The 19593-nt window shown below is 54.6% G+C and carries 23 protein-coding genes; 19 read left to right on the top strand and 4 right to left on the bottom strand.

The features are described from left to right. Positions 1-130 precede the first annotated feature (130 nt). On the bottom strand, positions 131-925 hold the full coding sequence (locus GSQ70_RS00280) for a DUF4225 domain-containing protein (protein ID WP_158780413.1): 795 nt from the start codon (positions 923-925) through the stop codon (positions 131-133). Between the two features lie 210 nt (positions 926-1135). Between GSQ70_RS00280 and GSQ70_RS00285 the strand changes: the two genes are divergently transcribed. After that, complete coding sequence (locus tag GSQ70_RS00285; RefSeq protein ID WP_158780414.1) at positions 1136-1393, top strand: hypothetical protein; 258 nt, start codon at positions 1136-1138, stop codon at positions 1391-1393. Between the two features lie 404 nt (positions 1394-1797). Here the strand turns inward: GSQ70_RS00285 and GSQ70_RS00290 are convergent, their stop codons facing one another. Then, a complete protein-coding gene (locus GSQ70_RS00290) occupies positions 1798-2652 on the bottom strand; it encodes a prohibitin family protein (protein WP_158780415.1) in 855 nt (284 codons plus the stop codon). Between the two features lie 276 nt (positions 2653-2928). On the opposite strand from GSQ70_RS00290, the gene GSQ70_RS00295 reads away from it, so the two are divergent. Together GSQ70_RS00295 and GSQ70_RS00300 are read left to right on the top strand one after the other, a co-directional pair. After that, positions 2929-3528, top strand: coding sequence for a hypothetical protein (locus GSQ70_RS00295; protein ID WP_158780416.1), 600 nt, complete (start codon positions 2929-2931; stop codon positions 3526-3528). 255 nt (positions 3529-3783) lie between these two features. Further along, positions 3784-4023, top strand: a complete 240-nt coding sequence (locus tag GSQ70_RS00300; protein WP_158780417.1) for a hypothetical protein — start codon at positions 3784-3786, stop codon at positions 4021-4023. Between the two features lie 28 nt (positions 4024-4051). On the opposite strand, the gene GSQ70_RS00305 is transcribed toward GSQ70_RS00300, so the two are convergent. Further along, positions 4052-4459, bottom strand: a complete 408-nt coding sequence (locus GSQ70_RS00305) for a DUF2000 domain-containing protein (RefSeq protein WP_158780418.1) — start codon at positions 4457-4459, stop codon at positions 4052-4054. 52 nt (positions 4460-4511) lie between these two features. Beyond that, complete coding sequence (locus GSQ70_RS00310) at positions 4512-5306, bottom strand: AraC family transcriptional regulator (protein ID WP_199257189.1); 795 nt, start codon at positions 5304-5306, stop codon at positions 4512-4514. Between the two features lie 263 nt (positions 5307-5569). On the opposite strand from GSQ70_RS00310, the gene GSQ70_RS00315 reads away from it, so the two are divergent. From GSQ70_RS00315 to GSQ70_RS00390, 16 genes are all read left to right on the top strand, one after another. After that, positions 5570-6001, top strand: coding sequence for a MarR family winged helix-turn-helix transcriptional regulator (locus GSQ70_RS00315; protein ID WP_158780420.1), 432 nt, complete (start codon positions 5570-5572; stop codon positions 5999-6001). 61 nt (positions 6002-6062) lie between these two features. Next, positions 6063-7700 carry an MFS transporter gene (locus tag GSQ70_RS00320; RefSeq protein WP_370521023.1) on the top strand — a complete coding sequence of 546 codons (1638 nt, stop codon included), beginning with the start codon at positions 6063-6065 and terminating at the stop codon, positions 7698-7700. Beyond that, a complete protein-coding gene (locus GSQ70_RS00325; RefSeq protein WP_158780422.1) occupies positions 7700-8794 on the top strand; it encodes an HlyD family secretion protein in 1095 nt (364 codons plus the stop codon). The genes GSQ70_RS00320 and GSQ70_RS00325 overlap by 1 nt, the downstream gene beginning before the upstream one ends. Then, on the top strand, positions 8794-10170 hold the full coding sequence (locus GSQ70_RS00330) for an efflux transporter outer membrane subunit (protein ID WP_158780423.1): 1377 nt from the start codon (positions 8794-8796) through the stop codon (positions 10168-10170). The genes GSQ70_RS00325 and GSQ70_RS00330 overlap by 1 nt, the downstream gene beginning before the upstream one ends. Before the next feature lie 200 nt (positions 10171-10370). Further along, a complete protein-coding gene (locus GSQ70_RS00335) occupies positions 10371-10757 on the top strand; it encodes a hypothetical protein (protein ID WP_158780424.1) in 387 nt (128 codons plus the stop codon). Positions 10758-10969: 212 nt separating this feature from the next. Next, positions 10970-11698 (top strand): beta-ketoacyl synthase chain length factor, encoded by a 729-nt coding sequence (locus GSQ70_RS00340; RefSeq protein WP_158780425.1) that lies wholly within the window; start codon positions 10970-10972, stop codon positions 11696-11698. Next, positions 11691-12482, top strand: coding sequence for a 1-acyl-sn-glycerol-3-phosphate acyltransferase (locus GSQ70_RS00345; protein ID WP_158780426.1), 792 nt, complete (start codon positions 11691-11693; stop codon positions 12480-12482). The genes GSQ70_RS00340 and GSQ70_RS00345 overlap by 8 nt, the downstream gene beginning before the upstream one ends. A gap of 16 nt (positions 12483-12498) precedes the next feature. Further along, entirely contained in the window at positions 12499-12765 is a 267-nt protein-coding gene (locus GSQ70_RS00350) for a phosphopantetheine-binding protein (RefSeq protein ID WP_158780427.1), read from the top strand. Positions 12766-12787: 22 nt separating this feature from the next. Beyond that, positions 12788-13036: an acyl carrier protein gene (locus GSQ70_RS00355; RefSeq protein WP_158780428.1), complete on the top strand. Its 249-nt coding sequence runs from the start codon at positions 12788-12790 to the stop codon at positions 13034-13036. A 26-nt stretch (positions 13037-13062) separates the two neighbouring features. Beyond that, positions 13063-13611 carry a hypothetical protein gene (locus tag GSQ70_RS00360; RefSeq protein WP_233268219.1) on the top strand — a complete coding sequence of 183 codons (549 nt, stop codon included), beginning with the start codon at positions 13063-13065 and terminating at the stop codon, positions 13609-13611. Further along, a complete protein-coding gene (locus tag GSQ70_RS00365) occupies positions 13608-15011 on the top strand; it encodes an AMP-binding protein (protein ID WP_158780430.1) in 1404 nt (467 codons plus the stop codon). Before GSQ70_RS00360 ends, GSQ70_RS00365 begins: the two co-directional genes overlap by 4 nt. Next, positions 14998-15369 carry a 3-hydroxyacyl-ACP dehydratase FabZ family protein gene (locus GSQ70_RS00370; protein WP_158780431.1) on the top strand — a complete coding sequence of 124 codons (372 nt, stop codon included), beginning with the start codon at positions 14998-15000 and terminating at the stop codon, positions 15367-15369. Before GSQ70_RS00365 ends, GSQ70_RS00370 begins: the two co-directional genes overlap by 14 nt. After that, positions 15363-17078 (top strand): glycosyltransferase, encoded by a 1716-nt coding sequence (locus GSQ70_RS00375; protein ID WP_158780432.1) that lies wholly within the window; start codon positions 15363-15365, stop codon positions 17076-17078. The genes GSQ70_RS00370 and GSQ70_RS00375 overlap by 7 nt, the downstream gene beginning before the upstream one ends. Positions 17079-17080: 2 nt before the next feature. Further along, on the top strand, positions 17081-17503 hold the full coding sequence (locus tag GSQ70_RS00380) for a thioesterase family protein (RefSeq protein WP_158780433.1): 423 nt from the start codon (positions 17081-17083) through the stop codon (positions 17501-17503). Continuing rightward, positions 17500-18105, top strand: coding sequence for an outer membrane lipoprotein carrier protein LolA (locus GSQ70_RS00385; RefSeq protein WP_158780434.1), 606 nt, complete (start codon positions 17500-17502; stop codon positions 18103-18105). Before GSQ70_RS00380 ends, GSQ70_RS00385 begins: the two co-directional genes overlap by 4 nt. After that, on the top strand, positions 18077-19593 hold a 1517-nt coding region (locus tag GSQ70_RS00390), incomplete at its 3' end, for an MMPL family transporter (protein ID WP_233268220.1). The genes GSQ70_RS00385 and GSQ70_RS00390, both read left to right, overlap by 29 nt.

Here is a 19593-nt window from a genome sequence, read left to right on the forward strand (position 1 = left end):
GTATTTTTATAAAAGAAGATACAGATTTAGTCGTTCTTGCAATTGTTCTAGCCTTTGCATTTATTTCGATTTGGTTTGTGGCACCTCTTAAACTAGGTGCCAAAGCATATTTTTTTAGGAAGAAAAATCCTCAATTATGACTTTCTTTATATATTGATTTAATGGTTAGAGCATCACTTCCCATTTCAATTGCTAAATTAGTGCGCGACATGTTTTTTATGTTGCGCACATAATCTGCATTAAGATAATGAAATAATCTCCAACTGTTAGGTTTCAGAACCAGACGTGACATACCATAAGCGGAGAGGAATAAATCCGTATAACTGTAGGCTAGCCGCCCTGTCTTTTCATCAAACCCCAAAAACGTTGCAGTGTTTATATATTGTTCTTTTAAATAGCCTTCGGCGTCATCTTTGCCCGATTTCAGATTTAAAATGCCTTCCTGGACACCATTGAGACCGTGAAGTACTAACATACTTCCAAAAGCGAAACCGATTACATTGCCAGTCAGCACGGAAGGTATAGCAACACCAAGGCCGGCGAAAAATTGTAAGCCACTGACGACCACGCCCACACCATTAATCACATATCCCCATACACCGTTTTTTTCTACAAACTGCGCTGTAGCCACAATCTGAGCGCTGCCAATCGCCAGATGGCGATCCTGGGTGTCGAGGTAGGCGCGTTCCTGCTGCAAATTACTGACGCACTGCCGGCATTGAGAATCACTCTTTGCGCTGCGTATGGTCTGAAGCTGGTGGGCGATAAAGTTTTGTATGTCGTCTTTAAAATCACTTCTTACGATAGCGTTCTTAAGGTGGCGATCTGCCAGCCTCGCCGCGAGACTCGACAGTTGGCGGGCTTCGAGGTTGGCCATAGTGAGGAAGTAATCAGAAAAGCGGTTCTTTGCTAAGTAGTTATCCATAACTTGTCCTTGTCATTTGCTGTATGCGAGGTGGCTAACCGGCCTCCTTGCTGTGCAGAACAGGGACAATATCAGGCTGCCGATTAACCACCGTTACTATGTGGTTTAGCGGCTGAATTGTAAACAGATAAGTGAAGTCAGTTACAGATCGCTTGCAGAGTCATTGTTAAGCCCGTACTGTGATTTTATACAGTATTTAAGGGGCGACTTATGGGCGGCAAAGACAGTAACTTCAAAGTGGTTTATCGCGGGGAGCAGTTAGAAAATTATCAGGCAGGGGGGTGGGTGTTCTTTCAGCGTTCTAAACAATGCGGCGGGGGCTTCTGGCTTGGCCGTACATACGACGATTGTTTCTGGCTTGAGCTGGAGCGGCCTACGTCGTTATCTGCTGGGATCCACTATCTGATGGAGCTGGACAGTATCCGGGCGAGGGGATTCGAATTTGATGGAGATAGCCACCTATTTTAAGTTATCGTTGATGTGTGAAGAGGGGAATCAATGAATGCGTGTTTATGCGCTTTTTGGTCGATTTCTCGCCTAACATCAGATTTCATATCATCTTCAGGGCTTGCCACGTCTGCACCCTCTCTGCGCGTTATGTTAGGCGAAATGGCACTAAATACTTGATTTTTAGTAACAAAGCGCAGGATTTAAAATCCCTCGGCTTATGGCTGTGCGGGTTCAAGTCCCGCCCCGGGCACCATATTGAATACCGATTTTAAACCAAATAAAATTAAAGCAATATGTAGTCATGTCGTGACCGCCTCAGGGCGGTTTTTTTGTGCCTGAAATTTGCCATGATGCCATCAACCCTGCTCCTAAATATTTAAGGTCAGGCGAGGGGCCATACACAGGCGTTTTTTTAATAATGCTTATTTAATCGTCACAAAAGGCACGCTGCCACCCGGCACCATTGTTTCGGGTAACTTCCCATCCCAACGTTCAGCGGCCGTCAGGTGGACCAGCTCGGGATTTTTCTGCAGTGCTTCCACTCTCAGGCGGATAACCCCGGCTTCCGCTGCACCTTTCAATGTGATGGATTCGGCTTCCGCTCTGGCCGCGACAAGCCGGCTTTCAGCCAGCGCCCGGGCCTGAGTGACGGCAATTTGCGCCTCGATTTTTGCCGTTTCCAGATTTTGTTTATGGGTGGCGATAGCCACTTCTGCTTTCATCCTGTCTTCAATTGAGTTTTCATAATCAGCGGAGAAACTGATGTCTTCAATCTGCACGCTGTCGATTATCACCGGACCGGTAATCGTTTTTTGCAGCGCACTCTGCAGCTCTTTAATCATTTCCTGACGATTCTGAACCGCGCTAATCGCTGTATGCTGGCCGAATATCATTTCAACCTGGGCCGGTATTCTTCTTGCGATTAAACGTTCCTTCAGGTCGTCTAAGGTCAGATATGAGATGTAAAGTCTTCTGATATCCGAAACCGGAACGTGAAAATTGACGGAAACGGAGAGCGTGGCAGGCTGCTGGTCGCGGCTGTATGACTGGATGTTTTTAAACACCATGGAATGATTCTGGATTGATATTTTACTGATTTTTTCAATCAGGGGGATTTTAAAACCCAAACCTGGCTCGGTGATTTTCACAATTTTTCCGTAGCGTAGCAGCACGCCTCTTTCTCCCTCACCGATGGTATAGCAAGAACATAATGTGAGAATGAATAAAATGAACAGTAATCCGGGAATGACAATTCCCTTTTTGTTTCTGTTAAGCATGAAAACTCCATTTATCACTAATAATCCCTGTCATTTTTAGTATAGCCAGAGGGTTTCGTTAAATTCAACATCATAATGATTAGGGTTTATGCTCACTGCTAAGTACTGTTAATGATCAGGTTGCTTTACACATGGAATGCTCGCGTTATTGCATCTAAGTGTATTAAAAGGGTTTGAATGTTGGAGTTAATAAATGTTCTTGACGGCTTGCAGAGTTAAGAATTAATTTAGATAAAAAGGTAAAGCTGGACGGAATATCAGTGACAAGGAGTCTGAATGGGCAGAGCAACCGGATATATACTTCTGGGCGCAGCAGGGATACTGGGTTTTGCGTTAGTTTATGCGGCACTGATAGAACAGGGTTTGATATTGCAACCAGCAGGTAGCCTTCAAAAGGGTCGGGTGATCACAACCTCTTCAGGCCATGTAAATCTCGGCGTCGTCTATTCAGAAAGCAAGATGGTAGATGTCACCATTACTCAGCGGACCAAGTCTGGCGAAACGCTGGATTTGATCATTTTGAAAGGAATCAATCCCTATAACTATGAGCAATTAATCACTGATGCTTTGAAAGAGAGTATCGTCAGCGGCAGGCCAGGATACAAATTTCTCTACAACATGAAAGGGGCAATTGATGATGTCACCTTGGCCAGCGAAGGAACGTTAACCGTCAGGACTTACATTCAATACAGATCGGAATATCAGGCACATTATAATTATAATATTGCCACAAGGAAATATACATTCTCTACAGATGAGCCTGTCTTGCGCTTTGCTTTAAAAAAGACCTCAAGATTAATCAACAACAGTCAAAAACGCTTCAGGAATAATATGTTTTTAGACGGCAAGTCTGATGACCTTAAAAGTGAGGGGTAGGGTCGTTGGGGAGTGAATAAAGGCATTCCTGCTGGCTGCACTCCCTGTAACAGGAAGCATGGATGATTGAGAACCGATCGTTGTCAGACCGCACAACGACCTGATACTCACGATACTGGGCTCAGATGAGCAGATTATTTGCAAACCAGATCACTGCAACAGCAATAAATATCTGGCATTTTCATGCTGGTAGCTCAAAGCTGATTGACGGTAATGATGCTTACAGGAGTGAACTTATAGGGAGAGGAGCAGGGAATGCGGTTCAAATTTGAAAAAAAGCATTATGAACAAATCGTCAGGTTTATTTGCATCGCAGCAGGCTTAATTGTGGTCAATTATTCACATATGTCACAACTGCTTGCTTGTGGTAATTTCGCAGATTTTATAATTTTTTGGCTGATCTTTATCGGCCTGTTCCGGAGTGTTAATTTGCTGACCAAAGGTATTATCTGGTTTTTTACTCCTCTCCCGGAAGGAAAAATGCCGCACAACTGAGCGGCATCAATCATCAACACCAGAACCTTTATCCAAACAGCTTTAGCTTTGCCGTTAGTTTTCGCAGAGCTTTCTTCTCGCCAACAATTCCCATCCCCAGATGCTGTAACTCTTCGGTCGGGATTCGGCTGACTGCCTCGCTGAAGGCCGTATAGTCAACGGTCATCTGACCTTCGACCGGAAATAAAATCCGGTCAAAGCCATATTCTGCACACTGACTCAACAGCGAGCGTAGCTGTTCATTACTGGCGCTCAGCACCGGAATGCCTACCGGGATCAGGCCGGGATGGCTCTGGCCGCTGCCGTCGATCAGCTCCGATCCTACAAAATGGGGATGTCGCTGGCCGAGCGTTAGTGAAATAACTGCTGCAGCATTGGCTGCTTTTCCGGTGGGCAGTTCAGAATTAAGAATGACAACACAGCGCAGATCGTTCATCTGTCACTTTCTCCATGCAGGTGAAAAGGGCAGGGTAATGAATCTGCCCGGCTCAGTCTGGAAGATTTGTGCAGCCTTGCTGATAGCGGGCCGGTGTCAGTTGATAAACCCGTCGGAACCAGCGCCCCAGGTGGCTTTGATCGGCGAAGCCGAGTTGAGCAGCAACCACTGCGGGTGTCACTCCCAGTGACAATAACCGTCGCGCGTGGGTCAGCCGCAGCTGGATTAGCCAGGCGTGGGGAGGCAGGCCGAACTGCGCCTGAAACTGACGTGAAAGGCGAAAGCGATCGACACCCAGCGCAGCGGCCATGTCGCTGAGGCCGATATCCTCATGGAGATGATCGTGCAGATAGTCTCTGGCCTGCAGAGCCAGCGTTTTCTCCTGGTGAGGGAGCACGATGGATTTACGCCAGTGCTGATGCTGGGTGAGCGCCGCAAACAGAGTCTGCATATTCCCTTCTTTCACCATTTTCAGCTCCCGATCGTACAGGCTCTGAAACGCATTGAAGGTGGCATAAGCCAGCTGTCGATCGCCAGAAAGAGTGTGGGCAAAGTTCAGCTCAAAACGGTCCGGAACGTGACCAAACAGCGTTGACAGCTGTTGCCGCATAAACGCCGGATCGATATACAGCATGCGATAGGTAAAACCGAGTTCATCTATCGCGTCTCCATCATGCAGCTCTCCTGGCTCCAGCAAAAATACCGTACCAGGGCGGCTCTGATGCTTTTGCCTGCGCGAGTGAAATTGTTGTACGCCTTGTTCCGTGACGCCAACCAGCCAGCTGTCGTGCCAGTGAGGATCGTAGGCGTGGCCGGTAAAATGGGCGCGAATCGCTTCCACCGGCATATCTTTATCTTTGGTGATCTGCACCCAATCCGACTGACCCACATTTCATTCCTGTCTGATATAACGCTGTTAAAGGTATAGCCAATCAGCGCTGTCCCGCAATCCCCAGCATTAATTCCATCTGCGGCAGAAAGCTTCAAAGCGTAAAAATTTATGCTATTTTTTACCGTTCAGATACGGCTTGCTCTTCCTGGTGAAGACCATCCGTGATTATAATTGCAGCACTCTTTTAGTTAGATATCTAATCATCAGGCCTCTACACATTGAATCCTCAGGAACTTAACTTCTCTCGCTTACTCCATCTGACCGCTCATGCGTGGCGGCAGGCTATCGATCGCCGGATGAAAGATAACGGCCTGAGCATGAGTAGCTGGATGGCGGTCGCCACCATTGCCCTCCAGGAAGCGCCCATCAGCCAGAAAGAGCTGGCCCAGGCGCTGGGCCTGGAAGATGCCAGCGTGGTGCCGCTGATCGATCGCCTGGTGAAGCAGCAACTGGTTGAACGGGTGCAGCCTGAAGAGGATCGCCGTAAGCGCCTGCTGCATGTGACGCCGCAGGGAAACCAGCTCTATCTGAAGCTGAAAATTGAAGCGGACAGCCTGCGTGCCGAACTGCTGGCCGATATCAACCATGACGAGCTGGTGATCGCTCAGCGCGTGCTGCAGAGACTGCTGAAAGCGACAGAGGCGAAATAGAGTGCGCGGTAATCGTCCCGACCCGTTCGCTCCGCGCGAATGGGGGCCTGGCGAAAAGCCGATGCTGCCCGGCTCGCCTTCAACGCCGCTGCATCCAACCCACAAGCGTATTGCCTTTGGCATCATTGGCCTGTTGATTTCAGTCACCGGCGCGCTCAGCAACGCGCTGGTCACCGCCAACCTGACAAACCTGCAGGGTGTTTTTGGGGTCTACAGCAATGAAATTGCCTGGCTGCCTGCGGTTTATGTGATGGGCAACATCTCCATCAACCTGCTGCTGGTGAAGTTTCGCCAGCAGTTTGGGCTGCGGGCTTTTACCGAAGCGTTTCTGGTTCTGTACGTCATCGTTTCTTTTTTCCACCTGCTGGTTAACGACCTCAGCTCAGCCATTGTGGTGCGTACTGCTCATGGCATGGTAGCCGCCGCGCTCAGTTCGTTGGGGATCTATTACCAGGTACAGGCCTGGCCAGCTAAACACCGCCTCAAGGCTCTGACCATCGGTCTTGGCGCGTCCCAGCTGGCTATCCCGCTGGCGCGACTGTTTTCCACCGAACTCCTGCAGCTGGACGAATGGCGCGGGCTGTATCTTTTCGAGCTGGGGCTGGCAATGATCTGCCTTGGGGCTGTACTGGTACTGAAATTGCCGCCTGGCGACCGCATCAAAGTCTTTGAGAGAAAAGATTTCCTGACTTTTATTCTGATGGCTCCTGGCATGGCGCTGTTCTGCGGCGTGCTGTCACTGGGACGTATTGAGTGGTGGACCAGCACGCCATGGCTGGGCATCTGCCTGGCACTTGGCCTGGTACTGGTGATTGCGGCGGTGGTACTGGAACATAATCGCAGCAATCCCCTGATCAACACTCGCTGGCTAAGGACCGGTGCAATTTTCCGGCTGGGGATTGTGATGATCATGCTGCGCGTGACGCTCGCGGAGCAGAATACCGGCGCGATTGGTTATCTGCAGCAGGTGGGATTACTCAACGATCAATTGCAGGGGCTGGCGCTGGCCATCCTCGCCGGCGTAGTCACCGGGATCATCATCAGTGCGCTGACCATCAACGTGAAACATCTGAGCTGGCCGATAGTGATGTCGCTGTTGTTGATCATGATTGCCTCGCTGATGGATGCGCAATCCAGTCCGCTCAGCCGTGCTAATAACATGTATTTCAGCCAGTTCTTACTGGGTTTCAGCAGCACCTTCTTTATTGCCCCGGCTCTGCTGCTGAATATCGGCAGCGTGGTCACCCAGCCGAAAAACCTGGTCAGCCTGGTCGTGCTGTTCGGTATGAGCCAGAACCTTGGCGGGCTGATGGGCTCCGCGCTGTTGGGCACCTTCCAGACCTGGCGTGAAAAATATCACTCCAGCCTGCTGGGCGATCAGCTCTCTTATCTCAATGCCAACGTCACTGACCGGCTGGCTCAGTACACCAGCTTATATAACAGTTATATCGGCGACAGCGCGCTGCGCAGCGCTGAAGGCACCGTGCAGCTGCAGACGGTGGCAACGCTGCAGGCGAACGTTCTGGCCTATAACGATACCTATTTTCTTACCGCCGGGATGGCATTTATCACCCTCATCTGGGTGCTCTGGCGTCTGACCCGCCTGCGCTATCTCAACTGGCAGCAGGCGAAGCGCGAAGCTGAAGCAGAGCGACGGGCAATGCAACAACCTGGAACATCGATAAGTACGGGGAAATAATGAGTCAGCAGGAACAGAATCAGATCGCTGAACGCGAAAGAACCAACCGGTTACGCATCTTATCTGTCGCGTTCGGTGCAGGGATTGCCGTGGTGGGCGTCCTGATCATTCTTTATGCGTGGCAGCTGCCGCCGTTCACCAGCCAGATCCAGTCTACGGAAAATGCTTATGTTCGTGGTCAGATCACATTTATCAGCCCGCAGGTAAATGGCTATATTACGGCGGTGAACGTGCTGGATTACCAGCCGGTACATCAGGGCGACGTGCTGATGACCATAGACGATCGTATTTACAAGCAGCGCGTGCACCAGGCACAGGCTCAGGTTGCGATGAAGAAAGCCGCGCTGGATAACAACATTCAGCAGCGCCGCAGCGCCCAGGCCGTAATCGAACGCAATCAGGCCGCGCTGGAAAATGCCAAAGCCCAGGCGGTTAAAAGTGGGCTGGATTTGAAGCGGGTGGAAAATCTGACCTCTGACGGTTCCCTGTCAGTTCGTGAGCGCGATGCCTCACGGGCGAGCAACAGCCAGACTGTGGCTGAGGTGCAGCAGGCGAAAGCCACGCTGGACGTTTCCCGCCAGGATTTGCAAACCGTGATTGTGAACCGCGCTTCGCTGGAAGCGGATGTTGCCAGTGCACAGGCTTCTCTGGAGCTGGCACAAATCGATCTGGATAACACCCGCATTATCGCTCCCCGTGACGGCCAGCTGGGCCAAATCTCGGTACGGCAGGGGGCTTATGTCACCGCCGGTACTCGCCTGACTTCGCTGGTGCCACAGCAGATGTGGGTGGTGGCGAATATGAAAGAAACCCAGATGGCCCGCATCCGGGCAGGATTGTCGGTCAGCTTCACTGTTGATGCGCTGGATGGCGAAAGTTTCCAGGGCGAGGTCGAATACATCTCTCCGGCAGCAGGCTCAGAGTTCAGCGCAATTTCACCAGATAACGCCACCGGCAACTTTGTGAAAATTGCCCAGCGAATACCTGTCCGCATCAAAATCACCAGTGATAACGCCGCTCACCTGCGTCCGGGAATGTCGGTGGAGGTGAATATTGACACGTCTGCTGAAGCGGAAAACAGGGAGGCGAAGTAATGCGCTGGAGGAGATCGCTGCTGGCAGTGACGCTGGCAGCAACCCTGGCTGGCTGCGCCACGGAAGTTGAAAAAGCACCGGGTTCTTTACCCGTTCCGCCGCAGTGGCGTAATCAGATCGGCCCTTCTTCACCGGTTGAAGCGGCCTGGTGGCGGGCATTTGGTGACGAAGACCTCAACCGGCTGGTGGAGCAGGCGCTGCGCAATAACCCCGATATCCTGATCGCCCGGTCACGTGTCGATCAGTATCGTGCTCAACTGCGTGCCGATCAGGGGGATAATTTCCCGACTCTGGATGCTGGCGTAGCCGCCTCTCATGCCAGGGCGCTCTCATCCGCGACCGGTCAGCCTTATGAATATGCGGTGTTCCAGGGGCTGTTGCAGGCTAATTACAATGTCGATCTTTGGGGGGCGCGCAGCAGCAGCATTGATGCGGCCAGAGCCTCGCTGGATGCGGTGAAGGCGGCTTCCTCTGCGGCAGAGCTGACCGTTGCCAGCTCGGTTGCCTCCGGCTATATGACGCTGATCTCGCTGGACGAACAGTTGCGGGTGACTCAGGCAACGCTTGCCACTCGCGAGAACTCCCTCAAGCTTGCTCAGCGGCAGTATGCCACAGGTTACACTTCGAAACTGGAATGGGTACAGTCGCAGTCTGAATATCAGACGGCCAAAGCTCAGATCCCGGTGTTACAGCATCAGATTGCACAGCAGGAAAACGCGCTGAGTATTCTGGTGGGGTTGAACCCGAGGGAGATTGCCCGCTCCGGCCGCTTTGAACACGTTCTGCCGCAGCAGTTGCCTTCGGTGTTGCCTTCAGAGCTGCTGCAACGTCGGCCTGATATTGTGCAGGCTGAGCGCCTGCTGCTGGCCGCAGATGACACGCTGGCCTCTTCGCGTGCCAGACTGCTGCCTTCCCTGAACCTGACGGCGACCGGCACCCTGCAGAGTTCGGTACTGCATCAGCTGGTTGACGATCCTTTTCGCCTGTGGAGTATTGGCGGCAGCGTACTGGCTCCGCTGCTGAACCGCGAGGCGCTTACCGCTCAGGTGGACGTGTCGATGGCTTCACGCAATCAGGCTCTGTACAGCTATGAGAAAGTGGTGCGTAACGCTTTCAGTGAAGTGAATAACGATCTGGATGCGATTGCCCGCTACAAAGAGCAACTGGTTGAACTGGAGAAACAGCAGGAGGTGGTCAGCGAAGCCCTGCGCATCGCCCGCAACCGCTATCAGAACGGTTACGCCTCCTACCTCGACGAGCTGGACGCCCAGCGCACTCTGTTCAGCACCCAGTTGAGTGTGGTCCAGGTGAAAAACAATCTTCTGTTGGCCCAGATTGACCTCTATCGTGCACTGGGCGGCGGCTGGCAGCCCTAGTCTTCCCTGGATAAAAAGCGGCGATATCGCCGTTTTATTGCCGAAAATACCGCAGAACTTTCCGCTTCTCTTTCTTTAGCAACGAGTGCTATTATGCCGCGCCTTTACAGTAAATTTATTGATATAAGCGGGGGCCTTACACTCCGCGCAAAGGCTTCCTGCCTGTCAGGGAAACTCTATTTTCTATGCAAAGGGCTTCTATGAACAATAAACGTCTGTTTGCCGCACTGGCCGTGGTGCTGGCTTTATCTGGTTGTGCCCGTACCGAACCGGTGCACAATGTTAAAGAGACTGTTTCCGCACAATACAGCAGTGACCAGATGAAAAATGCCATTCTGCAAGCTGGTCTCTCCCGCCAGTGGGCCATGCATCAGGTCGAACCCGGTGTGATTGACGGCCATCTGGCGCAACGCGGCCATGTCGCCGATGTCCGCGTAACTTACACGCCAGGTCAGTACACTATTAATTATGTTGGCAGTCAGAATCTTTTAGCCGAAAACGGTCAGATCCACCGTAATTACAATCGCTGGATAATGAATCTCGACCAGGATATTAAATTACGCCTGTCTGCTCAGACTGTTAATTAATCGAAGAACGCTTCCTGGCGTTAACACTCTTCAGTCGCGTTAAAGATAAGGCCTGCGTGGCCGAAAATCCCGTTAACCCTGATCGGTTTTTTTATTCCTGAGACGGCTCGCAATTGCGGTTAAATCCGAGTGCTATTGCGGGCAGGCTGACGCTATGCTGTGCGGATTGTCCGAGCCGGGATGCCGCCGGACGCTTGAAGAAGATTTGACGTATGAAATTAGCTTTTACGCTCTCCGACTGGCAGGCCTGCGCACCCGGACTGAATGAACCGGCCGACTGGCTGCAGTGGGCAGCAACGCCTCCGGTGATTGATGCGGCGCAGCCGCTGGCGAAAACACGCCATTTGCCGATGATGACCGCCCGTCGCCTCACCAGCGGCAGCCGTGCGGCCGTCGAATGTGGTCTGGCGCTGATCAAGCGCCAGCGTGTGGATGCGGTGGTTTTTACCAGCCGTCACGGAGAGCTTGAGCGCAATCTGCGGATCTTAACCTCGCTGTCCCGCGAAGAGAGCCTTTCCCCTACTGATTTTGCTATGTCCGTGCACAATGCTGCCGTGGGCAGCCTGACCATTGCTGCCGCTGAGCCGCTGGTCAGCACTTCGCTGGCTGCGGGGGTGGACACCTTCCAGCAGGGGCTGGTCGAGGTCGCCGCGCTTCACTCCGCAGGCTATCAGCAAGTGCTTCTGGTGGACTTTGAAGGGGCTGTACCGGCATTTTATCAGCCTCATCTGCCCGCCGGTGCGCTGCACAGCCCTTATGCCGTGGCGTTACTACTGGGGCGGGGTGAGCAGTGTTGCTGCACGTCTGACGTGGTGGAAAACCAACAGGAAGCGCTGCTGCCTCAAAGTCTGCTTTTTTTACATGCCTGGCTGGCGCGCAACCCCTCCTTCAGGCTGCCGGGTGATCGCCTGAACTGGCAGTGGGAGTGCCAATATGACTGAAACCAGCACTCCCGCGCAAAGTTTATCCCGGCTTAACCGCTTCTGGCGTATCCTGATGACCGGCTTCTGCTTCTCGCTGTTCGGGGTTGGCGGCCTGCTGCTGTCGCTGGTGTGGTTCAATCTGCTGCTGGTTTTTCAGCGTGACCCGCAGTGGCGTCGCCAGCTGGCCCGACGCAGCATCTCATTCAGCTTCCGTTTTTTCCTGCGGACCACCCGGAGGCTTGGCGTGCTGGATTACCACATTGAAGGAGCGGAACTCCTGCAGGGTGACCGCCGTTGTCTGGTGGTGGCAAATCATCCTTCGCTGATCGATTATGTGATGCTGGCTTCGGTGATGCCGGATGTGGATTGCCTGGTCAAGGCCGATCTGCAGCGCAATTTCTTTATCAGCGGGGTGATCCGCTCGGCCAGCTATCTGGTCAACAGCCAGGCCGAAATGCTGCTGCCGGACTGCCAGCAGCGGCTGGATAACGGCGATGCAATTATGATTTTCCCTGAGGGCACCCGTACCCGCTACGGAGAGCCGCTGAAACTGCAGCGTGGCGCAGCTAATATTGCTGTGCGCTGCGGCTGCGATTTACGTATTGTGCATATCAGCTGCACCCAGCGAATGCTGGATAAACAAAGCCGCTGGTATCAGGTTCCACCAGAAAAGCCGCTGTTCACCGTCAGGGTGGGCGAACGGCTCGACAGCCAACAATTTTTGGCAGGCGACGAAGAGGCACAGCCGCTGGCCGCACGTCGTCTGACCCAATTTTTACAGCATGCATTAACGCCACACTAATTATTCGGAAACTGGTATGGAAGAGCTAGCGCTTGAAATTAAACAGATGATCATCGATACGCTCAATCTGGAAGAGATTGACGTCACGGAGATCGAGAGTGACGCACCGCTGTTCGGCGACGGCCTGGGGCTCGATTCCATCGATGCGCTTGAGCTGGGGCTGGCGGTAAAAAATCGCTATGGTGTGGTGCTCTCTGCTGAAAGCGAAGAGATGCGTCAGCATTTTTATTCCGTCGCGACGCTGGCGGCTTTCATCCAGACTCAGCGCAAGCTGGGTGCCTGAACTACAGACCTGCGAGTTATTTATGGATAAGAACGAAATTTATCAGGAAGTCACCGGCCTGCTGGTGAAACTTTTTGAACTGGACGCCGGCGACATCAAGCCTGAATCCCGCCTCTATGAAGATCTGGAGCTGGACAGCATTGACGCGGTGGATATGGTGGTTCATCTGCAAAAACGTATCGGCCGCAAGATCAAACCTGAAATGTTCAAGTCAGTGCGCACCGTGCAGGACGTGGTTGATGCTGTTGACCTGCTGATCCGCGAAGGCTGAGTCGTTTTGCGCTGATGCGAAGGGTGATGCAGGGAGTGAGTGCGTTGCTGATGCTGGCCTGGCCATTTGTGGTCTGGCTGGCGGTGAGCCACCCCAGCTGGCGCTGGTTGCTTCCGCTGGTGGCCGTGCTTTTTATCCTGCGCCTGATGGCGCTGGGGGGCCGCAAGGGAGCGCTGTCGCTGGTGGGGAAGTGGCTGGCAGTGGCCGGAGTAGCACTGAGTCTGGCCAGCTGGCTTCTGAGCAATCACCAGCTGCTGATGTGGTATCCGGTTGTGGTTAACGGCCTGATGCTGGCGCTGTTTGGCGGTTCATTGTTCAGCGCCATGCCGCTGGTCGAGCGTCTGGCCCGCCTGCGTGAGCCTGAACTGCCGCCACGCGGAGTGATCTGGACCCGACGGGTGACCCAGGTCTGGTGCCTGTTTTTTATTTTTAATGGCAGCATCGCTCTGGTGACCTGCCTGATAAACAATCTTCTCTGGTGGACGTGGTGGAACGGGCTGGTCAGTTATCTGTTGATGGGGCTGCTGATGGCGGGCGAATGGTTGCTGCGACAGCGCATGAGAAAGCAGGCATGAAAAGGAAAGTCCAACCTGTCGGCAGATGGCTGGCATCTGGCGATGGCGGAATTGTGGCTCGCTGTGGTGAGGAAGAATTGAGCCGCCGCCAGTGGCAGCAGCAAATCCGGTCGCTCGGTCATCGTCTGCTGGCCCATCCAGGAGAGCGCTGGGCGTTGTGCTTCGACGACAGTTACCTTTTCAGCGTCGCCCTGCTGGCCGCACTTCACGCCGGTAAAACTCCGGTGATCCCCGGTCACTGCCGTGAATCTCTTCTGCAGGAACAGGCTGGTGAATTTGATGCCATGCTCTGCGACCAACTGCTGGCACCCGGCTGCCCGGTCTGGCAGATTGGCGGGGCAGAAGCATCTCAACGGGCAGATTTATCAGCACCTGACTTACGGCCAGCGTTGTCTGGCGAAGGGATCGGCGCTGATGATGTGCCGCTGCCCGCCATCCCCGACGAGGCCTGTGTGGTGCTGTTCACCTCCGGTTCCACCGGTCAGCCACGGCAAATCATCAAGCCGGTTTGCTGTCTGGATGAAGAGGCCCGCTGGCTGGCTGAACTGTGGGGTGACCGGTTGCAGGACTGTACCTTTATTGCCTCGGTCAGCCATCAACATCTGTATGGCCTGACCTTTCGCATCATTCTGCCACTGGCGCTGGGGCAACCTTTCGACAGCAGGCAAGTGTTCTACAGCGAGCAGCTTTCAGCGCGGCAGAACGGTCTGCGTTATGCTTTTATCAGCAGCCCGGCGTTTCTGCGTCGCCTGGATTTGACGCTGCCCGCGCCGGACTGCCAGCTGATTGTTTCCGCCGGAGGCCCTTTATCCTGGCAACATGCGCAGGGTGTTGAAGCCTGGCTTAAACAGCCGGTAGATGAGATTTACGGCAGTACAGAAACCGGCGTGCTGGCTACCCGTTCCCGCAAGGCAGAAGAGGTGCTCTGGCAGCCCTTTAGTCAGGTCGGGTTCTCGCAGGACGAGCCGCAGCGCTGGCGAGTCTGCTCGCCGCTGATCCCGGAGGTGGAAGGGTTGTTACTGGATGACAAACTCGCGTTTACCGCTGAGGGTTTCCAGCTCTGCGGTCGCCATGACCGTACAGTAAAAGTTGAAGACAAGCGCGTTTCTCTGAGTGAGATCGAACGGCGACTGCTGGCGTTGCCGCAGGTGAAAGATGCTGCGGCGCTCTCCGTCACCCGCCCTGAGCGCAGCGGTATTGGCGTGGTTCTGGTGCTGGACAAGCCATACAGCGAGGCCGCACTGGCCCGGTTGAAGCGCGAATGGCGCCATGAACTGCACCGCTGGCTGGAGCCGGTGGCGATGCCCCGCTACTGGCGGGTGGTCGACAGCATCCCGCAGAACAGTCAGAGCAAACGCGCCTGGCCGCAAATACAGGAGTTATTTCATGCTGCCCGTTGAATTATCGTGCCAGCAGCAGGACGGGCAGGCAGAGATTTTACTGCGTGCTGATGCGGACCTGTTCTGGTTCCGCGGCCATTTTCCCGGCCAGCCAATCCTGCCCGGCGTCGCCCAGCTCGACTGGGTGATGCACTATGGTCTGAAGCTACTGGCACCAGGCTACGTATTCTCGTCGGTGGAAAACATCAAGTTCCAGCAGCCCATTCTGCCGGACAGCACGCTTAAACTGACGCTGAGCTGGAATTCCGCCAGAAACTGGCTGTTGTTCGATTATCAGATTTCTGGCGGTGCAGAGCCACAACGCGCCAGCAGCGGTAAGATAGCGCTGAAGCCGGGTGATAAGAGCGCGATATGTTGAAAAAGGAACCCGATCCGCAGGATTTCAAACCCTGTGTGGTGATCCCCTGCTACAACCACGGGGCGATGATGGCTTCTGTACTGGCCCGGCTGGCACCTTTTGGCCTGCCGGTGTTTATCATTGACGATGGCAGCGATAAAACAACCCGCGTTCAGCTGGAAGCACTGGCTGACGGGCCGGTGACGCTGATCCGTCTGGATGAAAACAAAGGCAAAGGCGCGGCGGTGATCCGTGGCCTGCAGATGGCGGCAGCGGCAGGTTTCAGCCATGCCCTGCAGGTTGATGCCGACGGTCAGCATCAGATTGAAGACTGCCCGCGAATGCTGGCAGAAGCACAGCAGTATCCCGACACGCTGATTTCCGGTCATCCGATTTACGATGATTCGATCCCCAAATCTCGCCTCTATGGTCGCTATATCACGCATTTTTGGGTGTGGATTGAGACGCTCTCATTTTCCATTAAAGACAGCATGTGTGGTTTTCGCGTTTATCCCCTGGCTGCTACGCTGGCGCTGGCTGATGAACATCGCGTCGGCCAGCGGATGGATTTTGACACTGAAGTGATGGTCCGGTTGTACTGGCGTGGCACCCCAAGCCGCTTCGTGCAAACCCGCGTGACCTATCCGCTCGACGGCCTGTCACATTTTGATGCGCTGCACGATAATCTGCGAATCTCCTGGATGCATACCCGGCTGTTCTTCGGCATGTTGCCGCGCGTTCCTTCACTGCTGAAAAAGCAGCGCGGGCAGCACTGGGCTGGCGTGCAGGAACGTAAGGGACTGATGGGCATGAAGTTTATGCTGAAAGTCTGGCAGCTGTCTGGCAGGGTTCCTTTCACTCTGCTGCTGTGGCCGGTGACTGGCTTCTACTGGCTTAGTGGGGGAGAGCAGCGCGAAGCTTCGCGGCAATGGCTGAAAATCCTCCGTGAGCGTGCCCGCCAGCAGCGCGTGATGCTGCCGGTCGGGCCTCTGAATAGCTTCCATCACTTCCTACGCTTCGGCCAATCGATGCTTGATAAAATTGCCAGCTGGCGCGGTGATTTAAGCTGGGGGAAAGATATAGATTTCGCGCCGGGAGCGGAGCAGGCGATTGATGCCGGGAAACCGGGTGGCCGGTTAATTCTGGCTTCCCATCTGGGTGATATTGAAGCCTGCCGCGCGCTGGCTCAGCAGGTGAGTGGCCTGGTCATCAATGCGCTGGTTTTCACCGATAATGCGCAGCGTTTCCGCCAGATAATGGATGAGATCGCGCCGGAAGCCAGTAAGCACGTGATCCCGGTTACCGACATTGGCCCCGATACCGCCATTCTGCTGCAGCAAAAGCTGGATGCCGGAGAGTGGATCGCTATCGTTGGTGACCGCACCGCCGTGAACCGCCAGCGAGGTGGCGTCAGGCGCGTGGTCTGGAGTGAATTCCTGGGGAAACCCGCCCCGTTCCCTCAGGGGCCGTTTGTGCTGGCGGCCGCGCTGCGCTGTCCGGTGCTGTTGATGTTCGCCCTGCGCGAAAAGGGCAAGCTGAGGTTGCATTGTGAACCCTTTGCCGATCCGCTGCTGTTGCCCCGCGCCAGCCGACAGGAGGCTCTGCAGCAGGCGGTGGATCGCTACGCCCTGAGGCTGGAGCACCATGCCATGCTGGCTCCGCTGGACTGGTTTAACTTTTTTGATTTCTGGCAGTTGCCGGATCAACCGCAACGGTACGATAAGGAGTGACAGTGTTAAGCGACCCGCGTTTTTCTGTTGAAGTTGAGCTAAGCATTCCGTTTCACGATGTGGATGCAATGGGCGTTGTCTGGCACGGCAACTACTTCCGCTATTTCGAGATCGCCCGCGAGGCGCTGCTGGCAAAATTCAATTACGGCTACCGTGAAATGAAAGCTTCAGGCTGGCTGTGGCCGGTGGTGGATACCCGGGTGAAATACCGTGCCGCGCTGACTTTTGAACAAACTGTCCGCGTCCGCGCCACTGTTGAAGAGGTCGAAAACCGCCTGCGCATCGCTTATCAGATCTTCGATGCGAAAAGTGGTCAGCGTACCACCACCGGTTACACCATCCAGGTGGCGGTGGCAGAAGGGAGCCAGGAGCTGAGCTTTGTTTCCCCGGAGATCCTGTTTGAACGGCTGGGAGTGAAACCATGATCAAATCTCTGCTTACCGCGCTGCTGATGTTCAGCGCGGCTGCCCAGGCTGTGACGCTGGAAGATCTGCAACAGCGCTTTGCCAGCCAGCCGGTAGTACGCGCTGAATTTACCCAACTGCGTGAAATTAAAGGCATGGCGCAGCCACTGAGATCCAGCGGTGAGCTGCTGATCGCCCAGGACAAAGGGTTGTGGTGGCATCAGGCGAAGCCGTTTCCGATGACTCTGGTGCTCGACGACACGCGCATGGTACAGGTGATGAACGACCAGCCGCCTCAGATTATCACCGCCGACAGCAACCCGCAGATGTTCCAGTTTAATCACCTGCTGCGCGCGCTGTTCCAGGCTGACCGGGCCGTGCTGGAGCAAAACTTCGCGCTGGATTTTCACGACTTCGGCCAGCAGAAATGGCGTCTGGTACTGACGCCGAAGACGTCGCCGTTGGATAAACTGTTTAACACCATCACTCTGCAGGGCGGAGAGTACCTGGACGAGATCCAGCTGAACGATCGTCAGGGTGACAATACGAATATCAAGCTGAGCAATCAGCGTCTGAAGCCGGTGACCCTGACCGCTGACGAGCAAAAACGTTTTGTTTTCTGACTCTCCCCGCCGGATCGCGCTGGGCTGGCTGGCCATCTGCCTGCTGATGCTGGCTCTGCTCGGCACGCTGTGGCCGAAAGCCACCGTCAACAGCAGCGTGTTGGCCCTTTTACCGCAGCAGACCCTGGGCGATATCCCTGCCGATCTGCAGCAGGGTTTTATGCAGCGACTGGACCGTCAACTGGTCTGGCTGGTCAGCGCGGGCGATATAACCGACCCGACAGTGGCTGAATGGTACCGGCAACAGCTGGCGGCAATGCCTGCTTTGCATAACGTGCAGGGGCCCATGCCCGCCAATCGGCTGCAGGTCTGGGGCAAGTTTGCCTGGCAGCACCGCAATGCCATGATCGATCCGGCCACTCGCGCGCGGTTGCAGAATGGCGGTTCCATGCAGGCTGACTGGGTACTGGCGCAGCTCTACTCAGCTTTTGCCGGGGTCAGCGGACAGGAAGTGACTCATGACCCACTGTTGCTGGTGCGGGGGGCACAGCTTGCCATGCAGCAGAACAGCGGTCAGCTCGGACTCAGTCAGGGCTGGCTGACTACCACCGATCCACAGGGCAGGGTATGGTATTTTCTGCACGGCGAGCTGAACGGCAATTCGTTCGATATGCAACAAAGCCATGCGCTCGTCAGCCAGCTGGCGGAACTGAAAACCCGGCTGCAGGCAAAATGGCCGGATGCTCAGCTGTTATCGCGTGGCACGGTTTATTTCAGTGATTATGCCAGCCAGCAGGCGCGGCACGATGTCTCAACGCTGGGTGTTGCCACTGTTGTGGGCGTGCTGCTGCTGATCTTTTCCGTGTTCCGCTCGCCGCGCCCGCTATTGTTGTGCGCACTGTCGGTAGCGATTGGCGCAATGGCCGGGATCGCCGTCACGCTGCTGGTGTTTGGCGAGCTGCATCTGATGACGCTGGTGATGAGCCTGAGTATTGTCGGTATTTCGGCAGACTACACGCTTTACTATCTTACCGAGCGGATGGTGCACGGCGCAGAGGCGACTCCGGCGCAAAGCCTGCAGAAAGTGATCCGCGCGCTGCTGCTGGCGCTGGGTACCACGGCCATTGCCTGGCTGATTATGGTTTTTGCCCCTTTCCCTGGTATCCGCCAGCTGGCCGTGTTCGCCGCCACCGGGCTGACCGCTTCCTGTCTGACCGTGATCTGCTGGTATCCGCTATTGGTGAAAGGGCTACCTGTTCGCCCCATCCCGGCGCTGGCCCTGATGGGGCGCTGGCTGGGTACGTGGCGAAGGAGTGCGAAACTGCGCGTGGGTTTACCGCTTCTGGTGGCAGTGATCGGTGCGGCCGGACTTTTCGGGCTGCAGGTGAATGATGATATTTCGCAGCTCCAGACGCTGCCTCCGGCGCTGCTGGCGCAGGAAAAGCAGATCACCGCACTGACCGGCCAGAGCGCCGATCAAACCTGGATGGTGGTGTATGGCGATAATGCCGAACAGACGTTACGGCGGCTGGAAGAACTGGCCCCGCA

This window comes from Pantoea sp. BAV 3049, assembly GCF_009765445.1.
Classification (GTDB): domain Bacteria; phylum Pseudomonadota; class Gammaproteobacteria; order Enterobacterales; family Enterobacteriaceae; genus Erwinia.

What these genes read in the sequence shown, in the direction of transcription:
- GSQ70_RS00280 (WP_158780413.1), bottom strand. Translation starts at nt 925, where the DNA reads ATGGATAACTACTTAGCAAAGAACCGCTTTTCTGATTACTTCCTCACT.
- GSQ70_RS00285 (WP_158780414.1), top strand. Translation starts at nt 1,136, where the DNA reads ATGGGCGGCAAAGACAGTAACTTCAAAGTGGTTTATCGCGGGGAGCAG.
- GSQ70_RS00290 (WP_158780415.1), bottom strand. Translation starts at nt 2,652, where the DNA reads ATGCTTAACAGAAACAAAAAGGGAATTGTCATTCCCGGATTACTGTTC.
- GSQ70_RS00295 (WP_158780416.1), top strand. Translation starts at nt 2,929, where the DNA reads ATGGGCAGAGCAACCGGATATATACTTCTGGGCGCAGCAGGGATACTG.
- GSQ70_RS00300 (WP_158780417.1), top strand. Translation starts at nt 3,784, where the DNA reads ATGCGGTTCAAATTTGAAAAAAAGCATTATGAACAAATCGTCAGGTTT.
- GSQ70_RS00305 (WP_158780418.1), bottom strand. Translation starts at nt 4,459, where the DNA reads ATGAACGATCTGCGCTGTGTTGTCATTCTTAATTCTGAACTGCCCACC.
- GSQ70_RS00310 (WP_199257189.1), bottom strand. Translation starts at nt 5,306, where the DNA reads ATGCCGGTGGAAGCGATTCGCGCCCATTTTACCGGCCACGCCTACGAT.
- GSQ70_RS00320 (WP_370521023.1), top strand. Translation starts at nt 6,063, where the DNA reads ATGCTGCCCGGCTCGCCTTCAACGCCGCTGCATCCAACCCACAAGCGT.
- GSQ70_RS00325 (WP_158780422.1), top strand. Translation starts at nt 7,700, where the DNA reads ATGAGTCAGCAGGAACAGAATCAGATCGCTGAACGCGAAAGAACCAAC.
- GSQ70_RS00330 (WP_158780423.1), top strand. Translation starts at nt 8,794, where the DNA reads ATGCGCTGGAGGAGATCGCTGCTGGCAGTGACGCTGGCAGCAACCCTG.
- GSQ70_RS00335 (WP_158780424.1), top strand. Translation starts at nt 10,371, where the DNA reads ATGAACAATAAACGTCTGTTTGCCGCACTGGCCGTGGTGCTGGCTTTA.
- GSQ70_RS00340 (WP_158780425.1), top strand. Translation starts at nt 10,970, where the DNA reads ATGAAATTAGCTTTTACGCTCTCCGACTGGCAGGCCTGCGCACCCGGA.
- GSQ70_RS00345 (WP_158780426.1), top strand. Translation starts at nt 11,691, where the DNA reads ATGACTGAAACCAGCACTCCCGCGCAAAGTTTATCCCGGCTTAACCGC.
- GSQ70_RS00350 (WP_158780427.1), top strand. Translation starts at nt 12,499, where the DNA reads ATGGAAGAGCTAGCGCTTGAAATTAAACAGATGATCATCGATACGCTC.
- GSQ70_RS00355 (WP_158780428.1), top strand. Translation starts at nt 12,788, where the DNA reads ATGGATAAGAACGAAATTTATCAGGAAGTCACCGGCCTGCTGGTGAAA.
- GSQ70_RS00360 (WP_233268219.1), top strand. Translation starts at nt 13,063, where the DNA reads ATGCAGGGAGTGAGTGCGTTGCTGATGCTGGCCTGGCCATTTGTGGTC.
- GSQ70_RS00365 (WP_158780430.1), top strand. Translation starts at nt 13,608, where the DNA reads ATGAAAAGGAAAGTCCAACCTGTCGGCAGATGGCTGGCATCTGGCGAT.
- GSQ70_RS00370 (WP_158780431.1), top strand. Translation starts at nt 14,998, where the DNA reads ATGCTGCCCGTTGAATTATCGTGCCAGCAGCAGGACGGGCAGGCAGAG.
- GSQ70_RS00375 (WP_158780432.1), top strand. Translation starts at nt 15,363, where the DNA reads ATGTTGAAAAAGGAACCCGATCCGCAGGATTTCAAACCCTGTGTGGTG.
- GSQ70_RS00385 (WP_158780434.1), top strand. Translation starts at nt 17,500, where the DNA reads ATGATCAAATCTCTGCTTACCGCGCTGCTGATGTTCAGCGCGGCTGCC.